Source organism: Candidatus Pelagibacter sp. Uisw_121 (assembly GCF_047722545.1).
GTDB lineage: Bacteria > Pseudomonadota > Alphaproteobacteria > Pelagibacterales > Pelagibacteraceae > Pelagibacter.
Map to the genome: position 1 here is coordinate 541,924 of NZ_CP159816.1, position 18,723 is coordinate 560,646.

Consider the following 18,723-nt stretch of genomic DNA (forward strand, 5'->3'; position numbering starts at 1 on the left):
TGGCGCTCTTAGCTCAGCTGGATAGAGCATCGGTTTTCTAAACCGAGGGTCGGTGGTTCGAGTCCACCAGAGCGCACCATTACTAGATATAACATCCAGCTTTCAATGTAACACTACATATAGATATAATGGCTATAATAAAACCAATTTTACTTTGATCATTTTTATAAAATGGTAAACACTTAACCTAATTCAATTTATTTTGAATTATTTGTTAACAAATAAATAAATAAAACAGAGGAATAAAATATGTTTAAATACGTAAAACAATTAACTTCTCTAGTTGCTATGGTTGCAGTTCTGTTTGCTTTTACAACAGAAACAATGGCCGCTAAGAAGTCAAAAACTCTTAAGAACACTCAGAAAAAGGGTTTCGTAAGATGTGGTGTATCTCAAGGTCTACCAGGATTTTCAAATGCTGATGCAGCTGGAAATTGGACTGGCGTTGACGTTGATGTATGTAGAGCGGTTGCTGCTGCAGTATTAGGTGATGCGAACAAAGTTAAGTTCACTCCACTAAGTGCTAAAGAAAGATTTACAGCTCTAACTTCTGGTGAGATTGATATCTTATCAAGAAACACAACTTGGACACTTTCTAGAGATGCTGACATTGGTTTAACATTCGTTGGAGTTAACTTCTACGATGGCCAAGGTTTCATGGTAAGAAAAGACTCAGGAATTACTTCTACGAGCCAATTCAAAAATGGAATTTCAGCATGTACTAACATCGGAACTACAACTGAACTAAACATGAGAGACTTTTTTAATTCAAAAGGAATTTCTTATGAGCCAGTTGCTTTCGAAAAAGCTGATGAAGTTGTTGCAGCTTATGACTCGGGCAGATGTGATACTTACACAACTGATAAATCTGGTCTAGCAGCACAAAGAACAAAAATGACTAACCCTGATGACCACGTAGTGTTACCAGAGACTATTTCTAAAGAGCCTCTAGGACCAGTAGTACGTCAAGGTGATGCAGTTTGGGAAGACATCGTAAGATGGTCACTAAACGTAATGATCGAAGCTGAAGAGTACGGTATTAACTCTGCAAACGCTGACATGATGAAAACTTCTGAAAACCCACAAATTAAAAGACTTGTTGGTTCCGAAGGTGAATTAGGTGCAGCATTTGGTTTAGATAACGATTGGAGCTTAAGAATTATCAAACAAGTTGGTAATTACGGAGAAAGCTACAAGAGAAATATCGCTGATACTGGTATTTTACCTGACAGAGGTCCAAACCAAATTTGGACTAAAGGTGGATTACTATACGTACCACCGGCAAGATAATTATTATCTAACAAAACACATAAAGGGCTAGATTTATCTAGCCCTTTTTTTTATAATATTCATCAAATGAAATTAAAAAAATTCTTACCTCAACTATTAACGTTATTATTTATAGTTTTAATATTTGGTTTCTTTACCATGAATGCGCAAGAAAACATGGATACAAGAGGTATTGAATTTGGTTTTGGTTTTTTAACTCAAGAAGCTTCATTTGATATACAATTTTCTCTAATTGATTATGATGGTTCAGACTCTTATGCTAGGGCATATCTTGTAGGGTTATTAAATACTCTTCTAGTTGCTATCATTGGAATTTTTCTAGCTACACTATTAGGTCTTATCGTTGGTGTTGCGAGATTATCACCTAATTATTTGATTAGAAAAACTGCCTCTTTTTACATAGAATTTTTTAGAAATATTCCATTGTTATTACAGATTTTCTTTTGGTATTTTGCTGCTCTCAGAGCACTGCCAATGCCTCAAGATGCTACAATGATATTGGGATCATCTTTTATGACAATAAAAGGTTTTTTTACACCAGCACCAATTTGGACAAATTTTGATGTTTTTTTTACAATCTTAATTATTGCAATAATTTTAGTTTTCTTTTTTGTAAAATTTGCAAAAAAAAAAACAAGAACAAGAAGGAAGACAGTTACCAGTATTAATTATCTCATTAGCTATTTTCATAGGTCTACCACTTTTAACATTTTTAGTAGGTGGTGTTGATTTATCCTTTAGTTTTCCAGAATTAAGAAAAATGTCTAAATCTTCTTACACATTTGATGGTGGTATGGGTATACCACCAGAATTAATTGCATTAACTTTAGCCTTAACTCTCTATACGGCTACATTTATAGCAGAAAATGTTAGAGCAGGTATCCAAGGTATTGGTAAAGGGCAAAAAGAAGCTGCAGCATCAATTGGCTTAACTCCTAGCCAAGTTTTAAAATTAGTAATTATGCCTCAAGCATTGAGAATAATTATACCTCCAACTACCAATCAATATTTAAATTTAACTAAAAATTCTTCTTTAGCTGCTGCGATTGCTTACCCAGATCTAGTTTTAGTTTTTGCTGGAACTGCAATGATGCAAACAGGAAAAGCAATTGAAATTGTTGGCATTACAATGGCCACATATTTAACTATTAGTATAGCAATTTCATTATTAATGAATTGGTACAACCAAAGAATAGCGATAAAGGAAAAATAATGAATTCAAAAAATTTTGATTTATCAAAATCTAAAATCCAAATAAGTAGAAATACTTCTTTGATTATTGGAACTTTATTTTTTTTCTTAGGTATTTTTGATTTTTGTTTAAATAATTTCTTAGGTACAAATATTACCTCTTTCTTACCTAGGTTTATTAACTTTTTTACTCCTTTAATCTTTGGAGTAATTGGACTTCATTTTATTAGAATTGAATTTTCGGGGATTAAAATCCTAGATAGTCTTAATAAAAATATTAATCCAAGTAATTTTAATGCTACTTTAAGTTTGTGTATTATTTTTCTTATAATATTTGCACTTCCTCCATTATTAAATTGGTTCATTTTTGATGCTAATATTGCTGGTGACACTAAAGAAGCATGCACAGGTGGTGGCGCTTGTTGGGTTTACATTAAAGTTTGGTTTAATAGGTTTATGTATGGAATGTATCCTAATGCTGAGCAGTGGAGAATTAATATAACTTTTATTGCCGTATTAGGCTTTATGGCAGCTGGGTTTTTTACACCTGCTAAATTTAGAAATTATCTTTCTTTTTATTACACTCTTATACTGCCAATTATCTCTTTCATCTTAATTTACTATTTGATTTCAGGCGGGTCTTTTGGACTAGAATGGGTTGAAACAGGTGCGTGGGGTGGTTTATCTTTAACCTTTATTGTTGCATTTTTTTCTTTAATTTTCTGTTTTCCAATAGGTATGATGTTAGCGCTTGGAAGAAGATCTGATTTACCCATTGTTAAATATTCATCTCTTTCGTTTATAGAATTTTGGAGGGGTGTTCCTTTAATTACAGTTTTATTTATGTCGGCAGTAATGTTTCCAATGTTTTTACCGGATGGAACATATGTTGATAAACTAATTAGAGTAGTTGTTGCAATCACTTTATTTGAAGCAGCTTATACAGCGGAAGTTATAAGAGGAGGGCTGCAAGCGCTACCTAGAGGTCAATATGATGCTGCTAAATCACTTGGTATGGGTTATTGGAAGCTTCACATTTTTGTTATTCTTCCACAAGCTTTAAAATTAGTAATACCAGGGATTGCAAATACATTTTTGGCACTTGTAAAAGATACACCATTAATTTTTGTAGTAGGTCTTTTAGAGGTAGTTGGTATGTTAAATTTAGCTAAAACTAATCCCGAATGGTTAGGATTTTCAATGGAAGGATATGTATTTGCTGGAATAATATTCTGGATTATTTGTTATAGTATGAGTAAATATAGCCAGAAATTAGAATTAAAATATAAAACAGATAGATAAATTATGTCAGATTCAATTATTCAAATTCAAAATGTAAACAAGTGGTTTGGGGACTTTCAAGTATTAAAAGAAATAAATCTTGAAGTTAAACCTAAAGAAAAAATTGTTGTTTGTGGACCATCAGGATCTGGAAAATCTACACTAATTAGATGTATTAATAGACTAGAAGAGCATCAAAAAGGATCAATCATTGTTGATGGCACTGAAATTTCAGAAGATACAAAAAATATAGAACAAGTTAGAGCTGAAGTAGGAATGGTTTTCCAGCAATTTAATTTATTTCCTCATTTATCTATTTTAGACAATTGTACGTTAGCTCCAATTTGGGTCAAAAAAATGCCTAAAAAAGAGGCAGAAAAATTAGCATTAGAACATCTTGAAAGAGTTCAAATTTTAGATCAAGCTCAAAAATTTCCAGGTCAATTATCAGGTGGACAACAACAAAGAGTTGCTATTGCAAGAGCACTTTGCATGGAACCTAAAATTATGTTATTTGATGAACCTACATCAGCATTAGATCCTGAAATGATTAAAGAAGTACTAGATGTTATGGTTAATTTAGCAAAACAAGGTATGACAATGATTGTTGTAACTCATGAGATGGGCTTTGCCAAAGAAGTAGCTGACCAAATGATTTTTATGGATGAAGGAATGATTGTTGAAAAAGCTACTACTAAAGACTTTTTTGCTAATCCTAAAAGTGATCGTACTAAGCTTTTCTTAAGTCAAATTTTATAGCCATTTTTATATATAAATTTCAACAGTTTTATTTACTGAAACCACTTATAATTGCTTGACACAATTTACAATTTTGCCCTTAATTGTCTAAAATAAAAAAACTTTTCTATTGCAGTAACAACAAAAAATTAGTTGAATAGGCTTTTTAAACAAACTTTAAGAGGGGTCTTAATGGAAGATAATTTTAATAAACACTTAGGTAACAAATTAAAGCTAAGAAGATTAGCTTTAGGTCTTACACAAACAAAAGTAGCAAAAGCAATTAATGTTACATTTCAACAAATTCAAAAATATGAAAAAGGAACTAATGGGGTTAGCTCAATAAGACTTCTTCAGTTAGCAAACTATTTAAAAGTTCCAGTAAATTATTTTTTTGAAGATTTTTCAGAATATCTATTAAATTTAGAAAGATCTCAAGAAGGTCATATGAATATAAATTATAATTTTTTAGTTAAATTATATTCTGAGCTTAATAATGATCAAAAACTAAAGTTTAGTAAATCTTTACAAGCTTCAAATATTGGAATTTCAAAAGTAGGCTAGTACAAATATTAGTTTAGGACCCCAACTTAGTTTAAATATTTTGAATAAGTATTCTGATAATTTAAAAATTTTCTTTAGATAAAATTTAGAAAAAAATAGATAAGATATTTTATTTGGCTCCTCGGGCAGGACTCGAACCTGCGACCAATTGATTAACAGTCAACTGCTCTACCAACTGAGCTACCGAGGAATATCAAAAACACAACTTACTTTTTTTTAAGAGTAACACAAGATTTTTTTTGGAGGCAACGCCCAGAATCGAACTGGGATACAAGGATTTGCAATCCTCTGCGTAACCATTCCGCCACGTTGCCTTCTCATCTTAATTTTAAACAAATAGAGAGCCTTTTATATATTAAATATATTAAATTAGTCTACCAAATAAGCCTTCAAAATGATTATTGTTAATTCATATTATTAAATTATAAACTTATAATCATCTATGAGTAACGATAAATACATACATACAGACGTTGAAGATAAGATTTATTCTTATTGGGAAAAAAATAATTTATTTAAACCTACAAAAAATAAGAAACAATTTTCAGTAGTTATACCTCCACCCAATGTAACGGGTAGCCTTCATATGGGTCACGCTTTGAATAATTCAATTCAAGATCTTTTAGTTAGATATCACCGTATGAATAATTATGAAACCTTATGGCAACCAGGAACAGACCATGCTGGTATTGCTACACAGGCTTTAGTTGAGAAAAAATTGTTTGCTGAAGGTATTGATAAAAATGAAATCGGAAGAGAAAAATTTATAGAAAAAGTTTGGGAATGGAAGGAAGAGCATGGTGATATCATCTTAAATCAACTTAAAAAATTGGGTTGCTCTTGTGATTGGTCAAGAAATGCTTTTACAATGGATGAAAACCTTTCAAAATCAGTTTTAAAAGTTTTTGTAGAACTCCACAAAAAAGGTTTAATTTATAAAGATAAAAAACTAGTTAATTGGGACACAGTTTTAAAAACCGCCATATCAGATTTAGAAGTGGATCAAAGAGAGGTTAATTCTAAGATTTATTATATTCAATATCCAATTGATGGTTCTAGTAATTTCATAACTATAGCAACTACTAGACCTGAGACCATGTTGGGCGATACTGCAATCGCTGTAAATCCAAAAGATGATCGATTTAAACATTTGGTTGGTAAATTTGTAACAGTTCCAATTGTTGGAAGAAAAATAAAAATTATTGCAGACGATTATGCTGATCCAGAAATGGGAACTGGTGCTTTAAAAATAACACCTGCCCATGATTTTAATGACTATGAGGTTGGACAGAGAAATAATTTAGAAATTATAAATATCTTTACTGAAGGTGGTAAAGTAAATGAAAATACTCCTAAAGAATATATTGGACTTGATAGATTTGAAGCTAGAAAAAGAATTTTAAAAGAACTTAAAGAAAAAGAATTTTTTGTTAAGGAGGAAAATATAAAGAATAAAGTTCCTTATGGGGACAGATCTAACTCGATAATTGAACCTTTTTTAACAGAACAATGGTTTGTAGATGCAAAAAAATTGTCAGTTAAAGCTAAAGATATCGTTAACTCAAAAAAAACTAATTTTTTTCCTGCTAATTGGTCAAAGACTTATTTTCAATGGATGAATAATATTGAGCCGTGGTGTATTTCAAGACAGCTTTGGTGGGGACATCAAATACCAGCATGGTATGGTCCAGATAAAAAAATCTTTGTTGCAATAAATGAAGATGAAGCAAGAGCTGAAGCCAAAAAATTCTATAATAAAGAAGTAGATTTAATTCGTGATCCAGATGTATTAGATACTTGGTTTTCATCAGGCCTATGGCCTTTTGCTACATTAGGGTGGCCTGACAATAAAGAATATGTTGATAAATTTTACCCAACATCAGTTCTTGTTACAGGGTTTGATATTATATTTTTTTGGGTGGCACGTATGATTATGTTCGGAATGGAGTTTCTAGACAAAGAACCTTTTAAAGATATTTATGTTCACGCGCTTGTTAAAGATGAGAAGGGACAAAAAATGTCAAAATCTAAGGGAAACGTAATTAACCCTTTAGATTTGATTGAAAAATATAGTGCAGATGCTCTAAGATTTACTTTACTATCAATGGCATCACCTGGAACTGATGTAAAACTTTCTGAAGATAGAGTTAAAGGTTATAGAAATTTTTTAAATAAATTATGGAATGCAAACAATTTTTTAATTACCAATAATTGTGACTTTTCTAAAGTCGAAGAAAAACCAAGTCTATCAATTAATATTAACAAATGGATTTATGCTGAACTTATAGAAACTAAGAATAAAATTGAAAAAAACCTAAAAGATTACAGATTTGATGAAGCTGCAAAAAATGCTTATCAATTTACTTGGCACTCTTATTGTGATTGGTATTTAGAACTCTCTAAAACAATACTATTTTCAGAGGACGAAAAAGCAAAAGATGAAGTAAGACAAGTATCAGCTTATATATTCAAGCAAATATTAATATTATTACACCCATTTATTCCATTCGTTACAGAAGAAATTTGGTTAAATAATAAATTTGATAAGTCAGGTAAAGATTTTCTAATGTTAGCTAATTGGCCTTCTGGAGAGCTTGAAAGAGATACATCTACCAATCAAGTTGAAAAAATTATTAGTATAGTTTCTGAATTAAGATCATTTAAAAATGAATTAAGTGTAAGCCCTGGGTCATTTATAGATATTTCAGTAGAGAGTGTTAGCAAAAAAGAACAATCATTTTTTACTGAAAATGAAATTATTCTAAAAAAACTTGGTCGTATCAAAAACTTACATAATAAAGATTTAGATAAACCAACTGCTACATTGATGGTTTCTGGAGATCTATTTAAAGTATATTTTGATGAAGATGTTGATTTAGAATTAATTAAAAAAAACTTAACTACAAGACAAGATAAATACCAAGAAGAAATGAACAAGATATCAGAAAGATTAGCTAATAAAAGCTTTGTTGATAGAGCACCAAAAGATATTGTTGACCAGGAAAAAAATAATTATAATAATTTAAAAAATGATGTTGAGAGAATATCAATAACTATAAAGGGTATATAATGGCAAAATTTAACAAAAAAAAATTACCAAGCAGACATACTTCGTTAGGTGCTGATAGAGCTCCACACAGATCTTTTTATTATGCGATGGGTGAAACTGAAAAAGATGTAGCAAAACCATTTGTTGGTGTTGTGTCAACTTGGAATGAAGCTGCCCCTTGTAATATTGCACTAATGAGACAAGCTCAATCTGTTAAAAAAGGTGTTAGAGCTTCAGGTGGAACTCCTAGAGAATTTTGTACGATTACAGTAACTGATGGTATTGCGATGGGTCATGAGGGAATGAAGTCATCTTTAATTTCTCGTGAGGTAATTGCCAACTCAACTGAACTTACTGTACGTGGTCATTGTTATGATGCACTAGTTGGTATTGCTGGATGTGATAAATCTTTACCTGCATTAATGATGGCAATGGTTAGATTAAATGTTCCAAGTGTATTTATTTATGGTGGCTCAATACTTCCAGGTCAATACAAAGGCAAAGATGTAACTGTTGTTGATGTTTTTGAAGCTGTTGGAAAACATTCAGCAGGACAAATGTCTGATAAAGAATTAAGAAAATTAGAACTTGTTGCATGTCCAAGTGCTGGTGCATGTGGAGGACAATTTACTGCAAATACTATGGCCTGTGTTTCTGAAGCTATTGGTTTAGCCTTGCCTTATTCAGCCGGAACACCTGCTCCTTATGAAGAAAGAGATAAGTATGCTTTATTGAGTGGAAAGACTGTAATGAATTTATTACAAAAAAATATTCGACCAAGAGACATTGTTACCAAAAAATCTTTAGAAAATGCTGCAACAATCGTTGCTGCTACAGGGGGTTCAACTAATGCAGCGTTACATTTACCTGCTATTGCTAATGAAATTGGAATTAAGTTTGATTTAATGGATGTAGCTAAAATTTTTAAAAAAACTCCTTACCTTGCTGATTTAAAACCAGGTGGAAAATATGTTGCAAAAGATATGTGGTTAGCAGGTGGAGTTCCTATGTTATTAAAAACTCTTTTTGATGGTGGTTTTATTCATGGAGACTGTATGACCGTTACTGGAAAAACAATGAAACAAAATTTAAAAAATATTAAATTTAACCCTAAACAAAAAGTTTTAAGAGCTTATGATAACCCTTTATCACCAGATGGTGGTGTTGTTGGTCTTAAAGGCAATTTAGCTCCCGATGGTGGAATTGTTAAAATTGCTGGTTTAAAAAAATTACAGTTTACTGGTAAAGCTAGATGTTTTGATAATGAAGAAGCAGCAATGGCTTGTGTACAAAATAAAAAATATAAAGCAGGTGATGTAATTATTATTCGTTATGAAGGACCAGTTGGGGGGCCGGGTATGAGAGAAATGCTGTCAACTACAGGTGCTATTTATGGTCAAGGTATGGGTGAGAAGGTTGCCCTAATTACAGATGGTAGGTTTTCAGGGGCTACGAGAGGCTTTTGTGTGGGTCATGTTGGCCCTGAGGCGGCCTTAGGCGGCCCTTTAGCTCTTTTACGTAATGGTGATGTAATTGATATAGATGCTAAAAAAGGAACCATTAACGTTAGATTAACTAGATCACAATTAGCCACAAGACATAAGAATTGGAAAGCAAAAAAATCAAGCTTTGGATCTGGTACTATTTGGAAATATGCTCAAACAGTAGGTCCTGCCTATTTGGGTGCTCCAACACATCCAGGTAAAAGAAAAGAAGTAAAAGTTTACGCTGATATTTAATGAAAATTAGACCCGTTATATTATGTGGCGGAGCAGGAACTAGACTTTGGCCTAATTCTAAAAATCATCAAGCAAAACAATTTATTGATTTTGGTAATTGGACTTTATTAGGAAAAACTCTTGATAGAGTTAAATCTTCGACTTTTGATGCACCGATTATAAGTACAAATCTTAAATATTTAAAAGAGGTAAAAAAACATCTTAAGAAACACAAGATAAGTAAATATAAAATTGTTTTAGAACCTGCAAAAAGAAATACAGCACCAGCAATTCTTGCATCTGCACTAATTAAAGACATTCCAAATGAGCAACCGTTAATGTTTTTTGCAGCAGATCACTTAATAGAAAAAGCTAGTATCTTTAATAAAGCCATTAATAAAAATAAAACTAATTTAACAGACCAAAATATATTCATCTTTGGGATTAAACCAACATCTCCATCAAGTGAATATGGATATTTTTTAACAAAAAAAGTTAAAAGAAGTATTAATAAAGTAACAAAATTTATTGAAAAACCTAAAGAAGATAAAGCCATACAAGTGATTAAACAAAAAGGTTATTGGAATTCTGGTATGTTTTTTTTAAAAAAAGTTTCAATAATTAATAACTTTAAAAAATACCAACCTACAATATATAAAAATTGTGTTAATGCTGTTTCAAAAGCTAAACTTAAGGATAATACTTATTACTTAAATAAAGCTTCATTTGAAAAAGCTACAGTAAAGTCTTTTGATTATGCAATTTTAGAAAAAACTAAACAAATTAATGCTATTAAATTAGACATACCTTGGTCAGATCTCGGTAGCTGGAAAGAGATCTTAAAAATGTATGACAAAAATAAGAATAAATATTACAAGAAAAAAAATGTTTATTATCGACCTTGGGGTAGGTACGTTAATTTGTTTGAAGGCAAAGGTTTTTTAATTAAAGAGTTATACGTTAAACCAAAAGGTATATTAAGTTTACAAAAACATCATCATAGATCAGAACACTGGCTGGTAACTCAAGGAACGCCTAAAATTATACTTAATAAAGATAGTTTTTCTAAAAAACAAAATGATCATATATTTATTCCATTAGAGGCAGTTCATAGAATTGAAAATCCTGGTAATAAACCCGTTAAGATTATTGAAGCTCAAGTTGGCTCAATTTTAAAAGAGAGTGATATTGTTAGGTATCAAGACGTATACGGCAGAGTAAAATAGATTTTAAGGTTTTTCAGAAATTTTTAATGGCAGATCTGATGTTACGTCAAATCTTTCTTTTTTTGTTATATCTTCAACTTGTTTAGCTTTTTTTTCTAAACACCATTTTTCATAAATTTTACAAAATGTGAATATCCCATTGTATCTATCAATCATTTTTACATTATCCAATTCGTCTTTTATCAAAAATTTAATATCATATAATTCTTTAATATTAACTTCTGTTAGAATTTCTCTTGAGTCAGGGTTATAATATCCAGAACCATCTTCACATGGTGTTTCTAAAACCTCATCTATATATTTTTGAAAAATTTTTCCTCTAATAAAATTTTCTTCAAAGTCATGAGAGTTAATAGTTTCATAAATTAATCTTCTTAAAGGAGGTTTATTCATCTCAAACCACATTATAAGTAATTCGTAATAAATTAATTCATACAACCTTATATGTACGGGTTTGCCCTTAACTATTCTTGACCAATTAAGATATCTTCTTATATCTATATTTCTTTCAATACTTTTCATGACAAGTATTTTTTATTTACCTCCTTTAATTGTAGTGAAACCACATCTTTTGCACTCAAGTGTTGTAACTCTATCTGTTGGTCCAAAACCAAACTCAATATTTAACGTTTTGTAGTCATGTATGCCCATAAAACAGAGTATTTTTATCATTTTCAAAAACATAATTTTGACACTTTAAATTGTTAAATTTATTTTTTGATGGTCAGCAGATAGCTGAAATGATTGCGGAGATTTGAGAAATAACTATACCGCAGAATTAGATAAAGTTCTACAAGTGTTCAGCTATTTTAAACTTATTTAATTAAGTAGAGATCTTTTTAAACTTTTTTTAAAAACAAATATGGCCGTATTAAATAATATTAATACGACCACATAATTAATATTTAAAACCAATTATTTGGAATAATGATGTAGTGAATTGCAAGTACAATTGCTACTGACACCGTTAATCCTACAGTCATTTTAAGGAAGTCTTTACCAATCAAAGGAAAGACATACTTAAACTTGTAGTCCTTATTCATTGTAGATATTGCTAACTCTCTACCACACAACAAACCAACAAATACCCATGTTGTTGACATTGGTAAATCATTAAGTTCTTTAAAGTAGTAAAGAACAGCAGCATAAATCACATTAATTATTGTTGCTGATCTTGCGTATCTAGTTCCAGTTTTATCTAAAACAACTTTTTGAATTGTTCCTCCGTTTATGTAGAAGATATAAAAAAGAAGAGCTGTAAAATATGCAAGAACAATTAATAATAAATTTACATCTATTTGTCTTGGAAGATATACGGCTATATTAGCTACGTCGTGAGATAACCAAACCCACCATAACCAAGCAGAAGTTACCCATACAGAGTTTCTCCAAAAACCTATCCATTTATCTTCAACTTCATCAAATTTCTCATTGATAAATTTAGATACTACTATCCAACAAATGTATGCTGCAACAGCTGCTAAGCCATATCCTACAACACTCTTCATAAGCATTTTTTCAAGAACTACAGTTGATGCAAATGCTGATAGTACTAAAAAGGTAGTTGAAACAGGTATGCCTATTCTTGTTAATACTAAAAGTATTCCAGGAGCCACAGCATGATACCACTGTATTTCTTGGAAAGGAATTCTAGTTAATCTTCCATAAGATATATCACCAGCATTACTGTACCAGCCCCATGTGATTGCAAGTATCATCACAAATGAAGCAGCGCTTGCTAGCGTATACCATTTAAACCATTTTTGTTTTGACGCTATAAATGTTCCAAGCGTTTGAATTGAATCATTTGCTATAACGCTATATCCCGCTAAAGCAAAACCAACAATTGTGTAAATTAAGGTAAGTGTCATGTAATATTTTTTGTTTTATATAGTTAATTATTAATTACAAATTTAATTTTGAAGTTATAATGCTACCTGTGGTTTTAAAATTATGAGTTCTCTAAGTAAAACAAGCTTTCAAGAAATGACATTTATTGATGAAATGATCGATCAGGTAATCATCCTTGATAAATCTAGAAATGTTTGTTGTGCAAATAAAAGTGCCTTTACAAGATTTGGAAATGATATTGATGGAAAAAATATTTCATTAATTTTAAGGGATGCAAATCTTTTAGAAAGTATCGATATAGCAATAAATACAAAGAAAACTCAAATTGTTGATATTGAAATTAAATTACCAAATTTTGAATTTTTTAAAGCAAATATCATTCCCGGACCCTCAAAACTTTGCAACCAAGATCAATCAGTAATGATTTTTTTAAAAGATTTAACAGAGATTTATAAAACTCAAAAGTTCAAATCTGATTTTGTTGCAAATGTTTCTCATGAATTAAGAACACCCCTACAGTCAATTAAGTTAGGATTAGAAACAATAAATGATGGTCATGCCTCAAAAGATTTTGAAGTTCAAAAACAGTTTCTACCCATTATGCTTCAACAAACTGAACGAATGGAAAGTTTGATTAATGATTTACTTTCATTGTCAAAAATTGAATTGCAAGAACATATTCGACCTACTAGTGAAGTAGACTTAAAGGAAATAATCAATCATGTGATTGAATTAAATTTAGAGTTAATTAAGAAAAAAAAGATAAAGATAGAAAGTAATATTGCAGACAATGTTTATAAAATGTTTGGGGACAGAAGTAGATTAATAGAAATTTTTACTAATTTAATCAACAATGCATACAAGTATAGTGAAGCTAATACTATTATTAAAATATCTTTGATTAATAAAAAAGATATTTTTTTATTTTCTGTTAAAGACCAGGGTGTAGGAATTCCTAAAAAATATTTACCACGAATCACTGAACGCTTTTTCAGGGTAGATCCTGCAAGAAGCAAAGATGGAGGTGGTACAGGTTTAGGGCTAGCTATTGTTAAACATATAGTAAACCAACATCGTGCAACTATGGATATTATTAGTACCGATGGAGAAGGCACTGAATTTACCATTGAATTTCCAAAAATATAAAATTTTATAAAATATCAATATATCCTTTGTCATAAAAGTTTCATAAATTTGTAATAAAATTGAAATACAAAAATTCTATAAGTGCTGAATATAAATAAACAAAGGACAAATAAAAAATGAAAAATATTAAAATTGTTTTATCAATCTTGACTGTGATGTTATTTGAATCAAATGTTCAAGCAAGAGATCAAATTCGAATAGTGGGATCATCAACTGTTTATCCTTATGCAACTGTTGTTGCTGAAAATTTTGGTAAAACAGGAAAATTTAAAACCCCTGTAATTGAAAGTACAGGAACGGGTGGTGGTATGAAATTATTTTGTGCTGGTGTTGGTACGGATCACGCAGACATTACCAATGCATCTAGAGCAATAAAATCTAAAGAAATAGATTTATGTGTTAAAAATGGAGTAACAGAAATTATTGAAATCAATGTAGGAAATGATGGTATTTCATTTGCTCACGCAGCAAATTCACCAGATGCAGACTTTACTAAAGAACAATTATGGAGAGCCCTTGCAAACGAAGTAGATGTAGATGGAAAATTAGTTGCAAACCCATACAAGCAATGGAGCGACATTGATCCATCTCTACCTTCTAAAAAAATAGAAATTCTTATAGCTCCACCAACATCAGGTACAAGAGATGCTTGGAATTCATTGGTAATGAGTAAAGGTTGTTCAGTAGGAGCTAAAGAACTTTTTGGTGATAAAGCTAAAAGTGAATGCACTAAGATGAGAGAAGATGGTTATGCAGTAGAAGCTGGTGAAAATGACACTTTGATTGTGCAAAAACTTGCATCAAATCCTGATGCGTACGGCTTTTTTGGTTATAGTTATTTAGTCGCCAACAGAGATAAAGTTAAAGCTGCAGCAATAGAGGGTGTTCAACCAAGTCTTGAAGGCATTCAGGATTACTCTTATCCAATTGCTAGACCTTTATTCTTTTATGTAAAGAAAGCACATATTGGAGTAGTTCCTGGAATTGATGCATTCTTAAAAGATTTTACGTCAAAAAAAGCAATGGGACCAAGAGGTTATTTAGGTGAAATTGGTTTAGTACCTTTAGCTAAAGAACAATATGATGCTGTTAGATCTGCTGCGATAGAGTTAAAAACTATTAGTACTAATTAATTTAGATTATTTAAATACGATTAAGGCCAGAATTAAATCTGGCCTTTTTTTGTTTATTCAATTTCTAGTTTAAAATTGTAATAAAACTGTAACATTAAAATCATAATATATTGGCAATGAACATTATAATTTTATTGTTGGTTACAATATTTAGTTACTTGTCATTTTTATATGGACGTTCAAGAATTAGAACGATTACATCTACCCAATCTATAAAAATTAATGCATTGCCAAATTATTATGGTTATTATTTAGCATTGTGGTGTGCAATACCTGCTTTAGTTATATTATTACTTTGGTCTATATTTGAACCCACTATTATCAAACTTTTGATATCACAAACCCTAGCTCAAAATGATTTAAATTATTCGAGTGATCAGCTTAATTTAATATATCAAAAAATTAGATCTCTCTATGAAGGAAATTTTTCAGGAACTTTAACTGAAGAAATTATATTGGGAGTTAAAAATTATGAATCATTTCATGTAATAGCTCAAAGTTCTAAAATTGTTTTATTATTATCAACATTGATTGCAACTATCTCATATGGAATTATGAGAATTTCAAAAAATAATAAAGCAAGACATGATGTTGAAAAAATTTTAACAGGATTACTTTTTGCATGCTCTTTAGTTGCTATATTAACAACGATGGGAATTATTTTCTCACTATTATTTGAGAGTATAAAATTCTTTTCAGCAATTAATATTTTTGATTTTTTATTTGGAATGTCATGGAGTCCACAAAGAGCATTCGTTAGTGATGCTTCAGCAATTACTACTTTAGAGTATGAAAATTTAAAAGGTGCTTTTGGTTCTGTACCATTATTTGCTGGTACAGCCTTCATAGCCCTGATTGCAATGATAGTAGCTGTTCCCATTGGATTGTTTTCAGGAATTTATATGGCAGAGTATGCAAGCTCAAAAGTTAGAAAATATTCTAAACCTATTATTGAAATCCTTGCTGGTATTCCAACTGTAGTTTATGGTTTTTTTGCAGCCCTTACAGTTGGTCCTTTTTTTAGAGAAGTTGGGGAAAAGTTAGGCTTAGAAGTTTCTTCAGAGAGTGCTCTTGCTGCAGGGTTAGTGATGGGAGTTATGATTATTCCCTATGTGTCATCCTTATCTGATGATGTAATTAATGCAGTTCCTCAATCATTAAGAGATGGATCTTACGCAATTGGTGCAACTAAATCGGAAACCATTAAAAGGGTTGTGATACCCGCAGCATTACCAGGGATTGTGGGTTCAGTTTTATTAGCAGTATCAAGAGCTATAGGTGAAACAATGATTGTAGTTATGGCCGCTGGTTTAGCAGCCAATTTAACAATTAACCCTCTAAAGTCGACCACTACGATCACTACTCAAATTGTAATGCTTTTAATTGGTGACCAAGAATTTGACAGTCCAAAAACTCAATCTGCTTTTGCATTGGGATTAACTCTTTTCTTTGCAACGTTAATTTTAAATTACATAGCTCTAAGGTTTGTTAAAAAATATAGAGAAAAATATGAATAAAGAAAAACGATTAAAAAAACGTCACAATGCAGAGAAACGGTTTAGGTTGTATGGTCTAGCTTCTGTGTTATTGGCAATTTTCTTCGTATTTTTTCTACTAAATGCTATTTTTTCAAAAGGTAGTAGTGCTTTTTTAAAAACAACAATTGATGTTGAGGTGAACTTTAATGCAGATACTTTAGAATTAAGTGAAACACATAATGCTGAAGATTTAGAAGATGCAGACTATTATGATTTAGCGATCGATAATATTATTAATGTGAAAAATGTTAATGGTTTAAAAGAAGAAAAGTCATTAATTAACTTATTTAGTCCAGATTATGAATATGAAATAAGACGTTTTTTAATCAATAATCCAAATATTTTAAACCAAACTGTTTTATTAAAACTAACAGCATCCGATGATATCGACCAACTACACAAAGGCAACTATCCAAGAGAACTACCCGAAGAGCGAAGACGGATTAATAATTTTCAATTAAATCTTTATGATGAATTAGTTAATGAAGGTAAAGTTGATAAAATATTTAACTCATATTTATTTACCAAAGGAGATTCTAGAAATCCAGAATTAGCTGGTATTGGTGGTGCCTTAGTGGGTTCATTTTTTACTATTGTAATAACTTTATTATTATCTTTTCCAATCGCTATTGCAGCTTCAATTTATTTAGAAGAGTTTGCTCCAAAAAATAAAATTACTGATTTTATAGAAATTAATATAAACAATTTAGCAGCAGTACCATCCATTGTGTTTGGATTATTAGGTTTGGGAATTTTACTGGGTACATTTCATCTACCAAGATCAACTCCATTAGTTGCAGGGATTACTTTAGCGTTAATGACCTTACCTAGAATTATTATTCCATGTAGAGCATCACTTAAAGCAGTACCACCTTCAATAAGAGAGGGGGCTCTTGCAATTGGTGCCTCTAAAGTACAATCTGTTATGCATCATGTGGTACCTCTTGCAATACCAGGAACTTTGTCCGGAACTATTATTGGATTAGCACAAGCTTTAGGAGAGACAGCACCTTTAATATTAATTGGTATGGTCGCCTTTGTGGTTGATATTCCATCTATTCCAACTGATCCATCAGCATCATTGCCAGTACAAGTTTATTTATGGTCTGAACAAGCAGAAAGAGGGTTCGTAGAAAAAACTTCAGCAACCATTATGGTTCTTTTAAGTTTTTTGATTACGTTAAATTTTATAGCAGTTTATTTAAGACAAAAATTTGAAAGGAAGTGGTAATGATAAATAATAAAATAAAAATCAAAAGTAGTAATTTGAATGTTTATTATGGAGAGAAACAAGCACTCTTCAATGTTGATTTAGATATACATAGTAAAGAAGTTACGGCTTTAATTGGACCTTCAGGATGTGGTAAATCCACTTTTATTAGATGTATTAATAGAATGAATGATGTCATCGATATTTGTAAAATTGAGGGGTCGATCACAATCGATAATGAAGAAATTATTGATAAAAACCTTGATGTTGTAGGGCTTCGAGAGAAAATTGGAATGGTTTTTCAAAAACCTAACCCTTTTCCGAAAAGTATTTATGATAATATTGCTTACGGTCCTACTATCCACGGCTTAGCTGAAAACAAAACTGATATGGATGAAATTATTGAGAATAGTTTAAAAAAAGCTGCTTTATGGAATGAAGTTAAAGATAGATTAAATGAACCAGGCACAGGTTTATCTGGGGGTCAGCAACAAAGATTATGTATCGCAAGAGCCATTTCAGTTAATCCTGAGGTAATTTTAATGGATGAACCGTGTTCAGCGCTAGATCCTATTGCAACTGCTAAAATTGAAGAATTAATTGATGAACTTAAAAAAAGTTATACAATAGTTATTGTTACTCATTCAATGTCACAAGCCGTAAGAGTTTCTCAAAGAACTGGTTTTTTCCATTTAGGGAAAATAATTGAAGTAGATACAACAGAGAAAATATTTAAAAATCCTGGAAATAAAATGACCCAGGATTATATTACAGGAAGGTTTGGTTAA

15 protein-coding genes, 3 tRNA genes and 1 pseudogene are annotated in these 18,723 nt (G+C 30.9%); 14 read left to right on the top strand and 5 right to left on the bottom strand.

The window, feature by feature from the left end:
• Positions 1-2 precede the first annotated feature (2 nt).
• The 6 genes and pseudogenes from ABXT52_RS02810 (at position 3) to ABXT52_RS02835 (ending at position 5,064) form a co-directional block, all read left to right on the top strand.
• Positions 3-79: transfer RNA gene (locus ABXT52_RS02810), tRNA-Arg, on the top strand.
• A 170-nt stretch (positions 80-249) separates the two neighbouring features.
• On the top strand, positions 250-1,290 hold the full coding sequence (locus tag ABXT52_RS02815) for an amino acid ABC transporter substrate-binding protein (protein WP_020169389.1): 1,041 nt from the start codon (positions 250-252) through the stop codon (positions 1,288-1,290).
• A gap of 66 nt (positions 1,291-1,356) precedes the next feature.
• Positions 1,357-2,503, top strand: a pseudogene (locus ABXT52_RS02820) (amino acid ABC transporter permease).
• Positions 2,503-3,783, top strand: a complete 1,281-nt coding sequence (locus ABXT52_RS02825) for an amino acid ABC transporter permease (RefSeq protein WP_415272370.1) — start codon at positions 2,503-2,505, stop codon at positions 3,781-3,783. The pseudogene ABXT52_RS02820 and the gene ABXT52_RS02825 overlap by 1 nt, the downstream one beginning before the upstream one ends.
• 3 nt (positions 3,784-3,786) lie before the next feature.
• Entirely contained in the window at positions 3,787-4,521 is a 735-nt protein-coding gene (locus ABXT52_RS02830; RefSeq protein WP_006996961.1) for an amino acid ABC transporter ATP-binding protein, read from the top strand.
• 171 nt (positions 4,522-4,692) lie between these two features.
• Positions 4,693-5,064: a helix-turn-helix domain-containing protein gene (locus tag ABXT52_RS02835; RefSeq protein ID WP_415272371.1), complete on the top strand. Its 372-nt coding sequence runs from the start codon at positions 4,693-4,695 to the stop codon at positions 5,062-5,064.
• Between the two features lie 114 nt (positions 5,065-5,178).
• Here the strand turns inward: ABXT52_RS02835 and ABXT52_RS02840 are convergent.
• Positions 5,179-5,254: transfer RNA gene (locus ABXT52_RS02840), tRNA-Asn, on the bottom strand.
• A gap of 50 nt (positions 5,255-5,304) precedes the next feature.
• Positions 5,305-5,378, bottom strand: a tRNA-Cys gene (locus ABXT52_RS02845).
• Between the two features lie 128 nt (positions 5,379-5,506).
• Between ABXT52_RS02845 and ABXT52_RS02850 the strand changes: the two genes are divergently transcribed.
• The 3 genes from ABXT52_RS02850 to ABXT52_RS02860 are packed head-to-tail and all read left to right on the top strand — an operon-like array spanning position 5,507 to position 11,057.
• Positions 5,507-8,134: a valine--tRNA ligase gene (locus ABXT52_RS02850; RefSeq protein WP_415272372.1), complete on the top strand. Its 2,628-nt coding sequence runs from the start codon at positions 5,507-5,509 to the stop codon at positions 8,132-8,134.
• Positions 8,134-9,852, top strand: a complete 1,719-nt coding sequence (gene ilvD / locus ABXT52_RS02855; RefSeq protein WP_415272373.1) for a dihydroxy-acid dehydratase — start codon at positions 8,134-8,136, stop codon at positions 9,850-9,852. Before ABXT52_RS02850 ends, ilvD begins: the two co-directional genes overlap by 1 nt.
• Positions 9,852-11,057: a sugar phosphate nucleotidyltransferase gene (locus ABXT52_RS02860; protein ID WP_415272374.1), complete on the top strand. Its 1,206-nt coding sequence runs from the start codon at positions 9,852-9,854 to the stop codon at positions 11,055-11,057. Before ilvD ends, ABXT52_RS02860 begins: the two co-directional genes overlap by 1 nt.
• A 3-nt stretch (positions 11,058-11,060) precedes the next feature.
• Here the strand turns inward: ABXT52_RS02860 and ABXT52_RS02865 are convergent, their stop codons facing one another.
• From ABXT52_RS02865 to ABXT52_RS02875, 3 genes are all read right to left on the bottom strand, one after another.
• Entirely contained in the window at positions 11,061-11,579 is a 519-nt protein-coding gene (locus tag ABXT52_RS02865; protein WP_415272375.1) for a hypothetical protein, read from the bottom strand.
• A gap of 12 nt (positions 11,580-11,591) precedes the next feature.
• Positions 11,592-11,729 (bottom strand): hypothetical protein, encoded by a 138-nt coding sequence (locus tag ABXT52_RS02870; protein WP_415272376.1) that lies wholly within the window; start codon positions 11,727-11,729, stop codon positions 11,592-11,594.
• 233 nt (positions 11,730-11,962) lie between these two features.
• Entirely contained in the window at positions 11,963-12,928 is a 966-nt protein-coding gene (locus ABXT52_RS02875; protein WP_415272377.1) for a hypothetical protein, read from the bottom strand.
• Positions 12,929-13,010: 82 nt separating this feature from the next.
• Between ABXT52_RS02875 and ABXT52_RS02880 the strand changes: the two genes are divergently transcribed.
• The 5 genes from ABXT52_RS02880 (at position 13,011) to pstB (ending at position 18,723) form a co-directional block, all read left to right on the top strand.
• The gene (locus ABXT52_RS02880) at positions 13,011-14,054 is read left to right on the top strand and encodes a sensor histidine kinase (protein ID WP_415272378.1); all 1,044 of its coding nucleotides are present in this window, start codon (positions 13,011-13,013) and stop codon (positions 14,052-14,054) included.
• A 116-nt stretch (positions 14,055-14,170) separates the two neighbouring features.
• Positions 14,171-15,187, top strand: coding sequence for a substrate-binding domain-containing protein (locus tag ABXT52_RS02885; RefSeq protein WP_415272379.1), 1,017 nt, complete (start codon positions 14,171-14,173; stop codon positions 15,185-15,187).
• A 116-nt stretch (positions 15,188-15,303) separates the two neighbouring features.
• Positions 15,304-16,704: a phosphate ABC transporter permease subunit PstC gene (gene pstC, locus ABXT52_RS02890; RefSeq protein WP_415272380.1), complete on the top strand. Its 1,401-nt coding sequence runs from the start codon at positions 15,304-15,306 to the stop codon at positions 16,702-16,704.
• On the top strand, positions 16,697-17,956 hold the full coding sequence (gene pstA, locus ABXT52_RS02895; protein ID WP_415272381.1) for a phosphate ABC transporter permease PstA: 1,260 nt from the start codon (positions 16,697-16,699) through the stop codon (positions 17,954-17,956). Before pstC ends, pstA begins: the two co-directional genes overlap by 8 nt.
• A complete protein-coding gene (pstB, locus tag ABXT52_RS02900) occupies positions 17,956-18,723 on the top strand; it encodes a phosphate ABC transporter ATP-binding protein PstB (RefSeq protein WP_415272382.1) in 768 nt (255 codons plus the stop codon). Before pstA ends, pstB begins: the two co-directional genes overlap by 1 nt.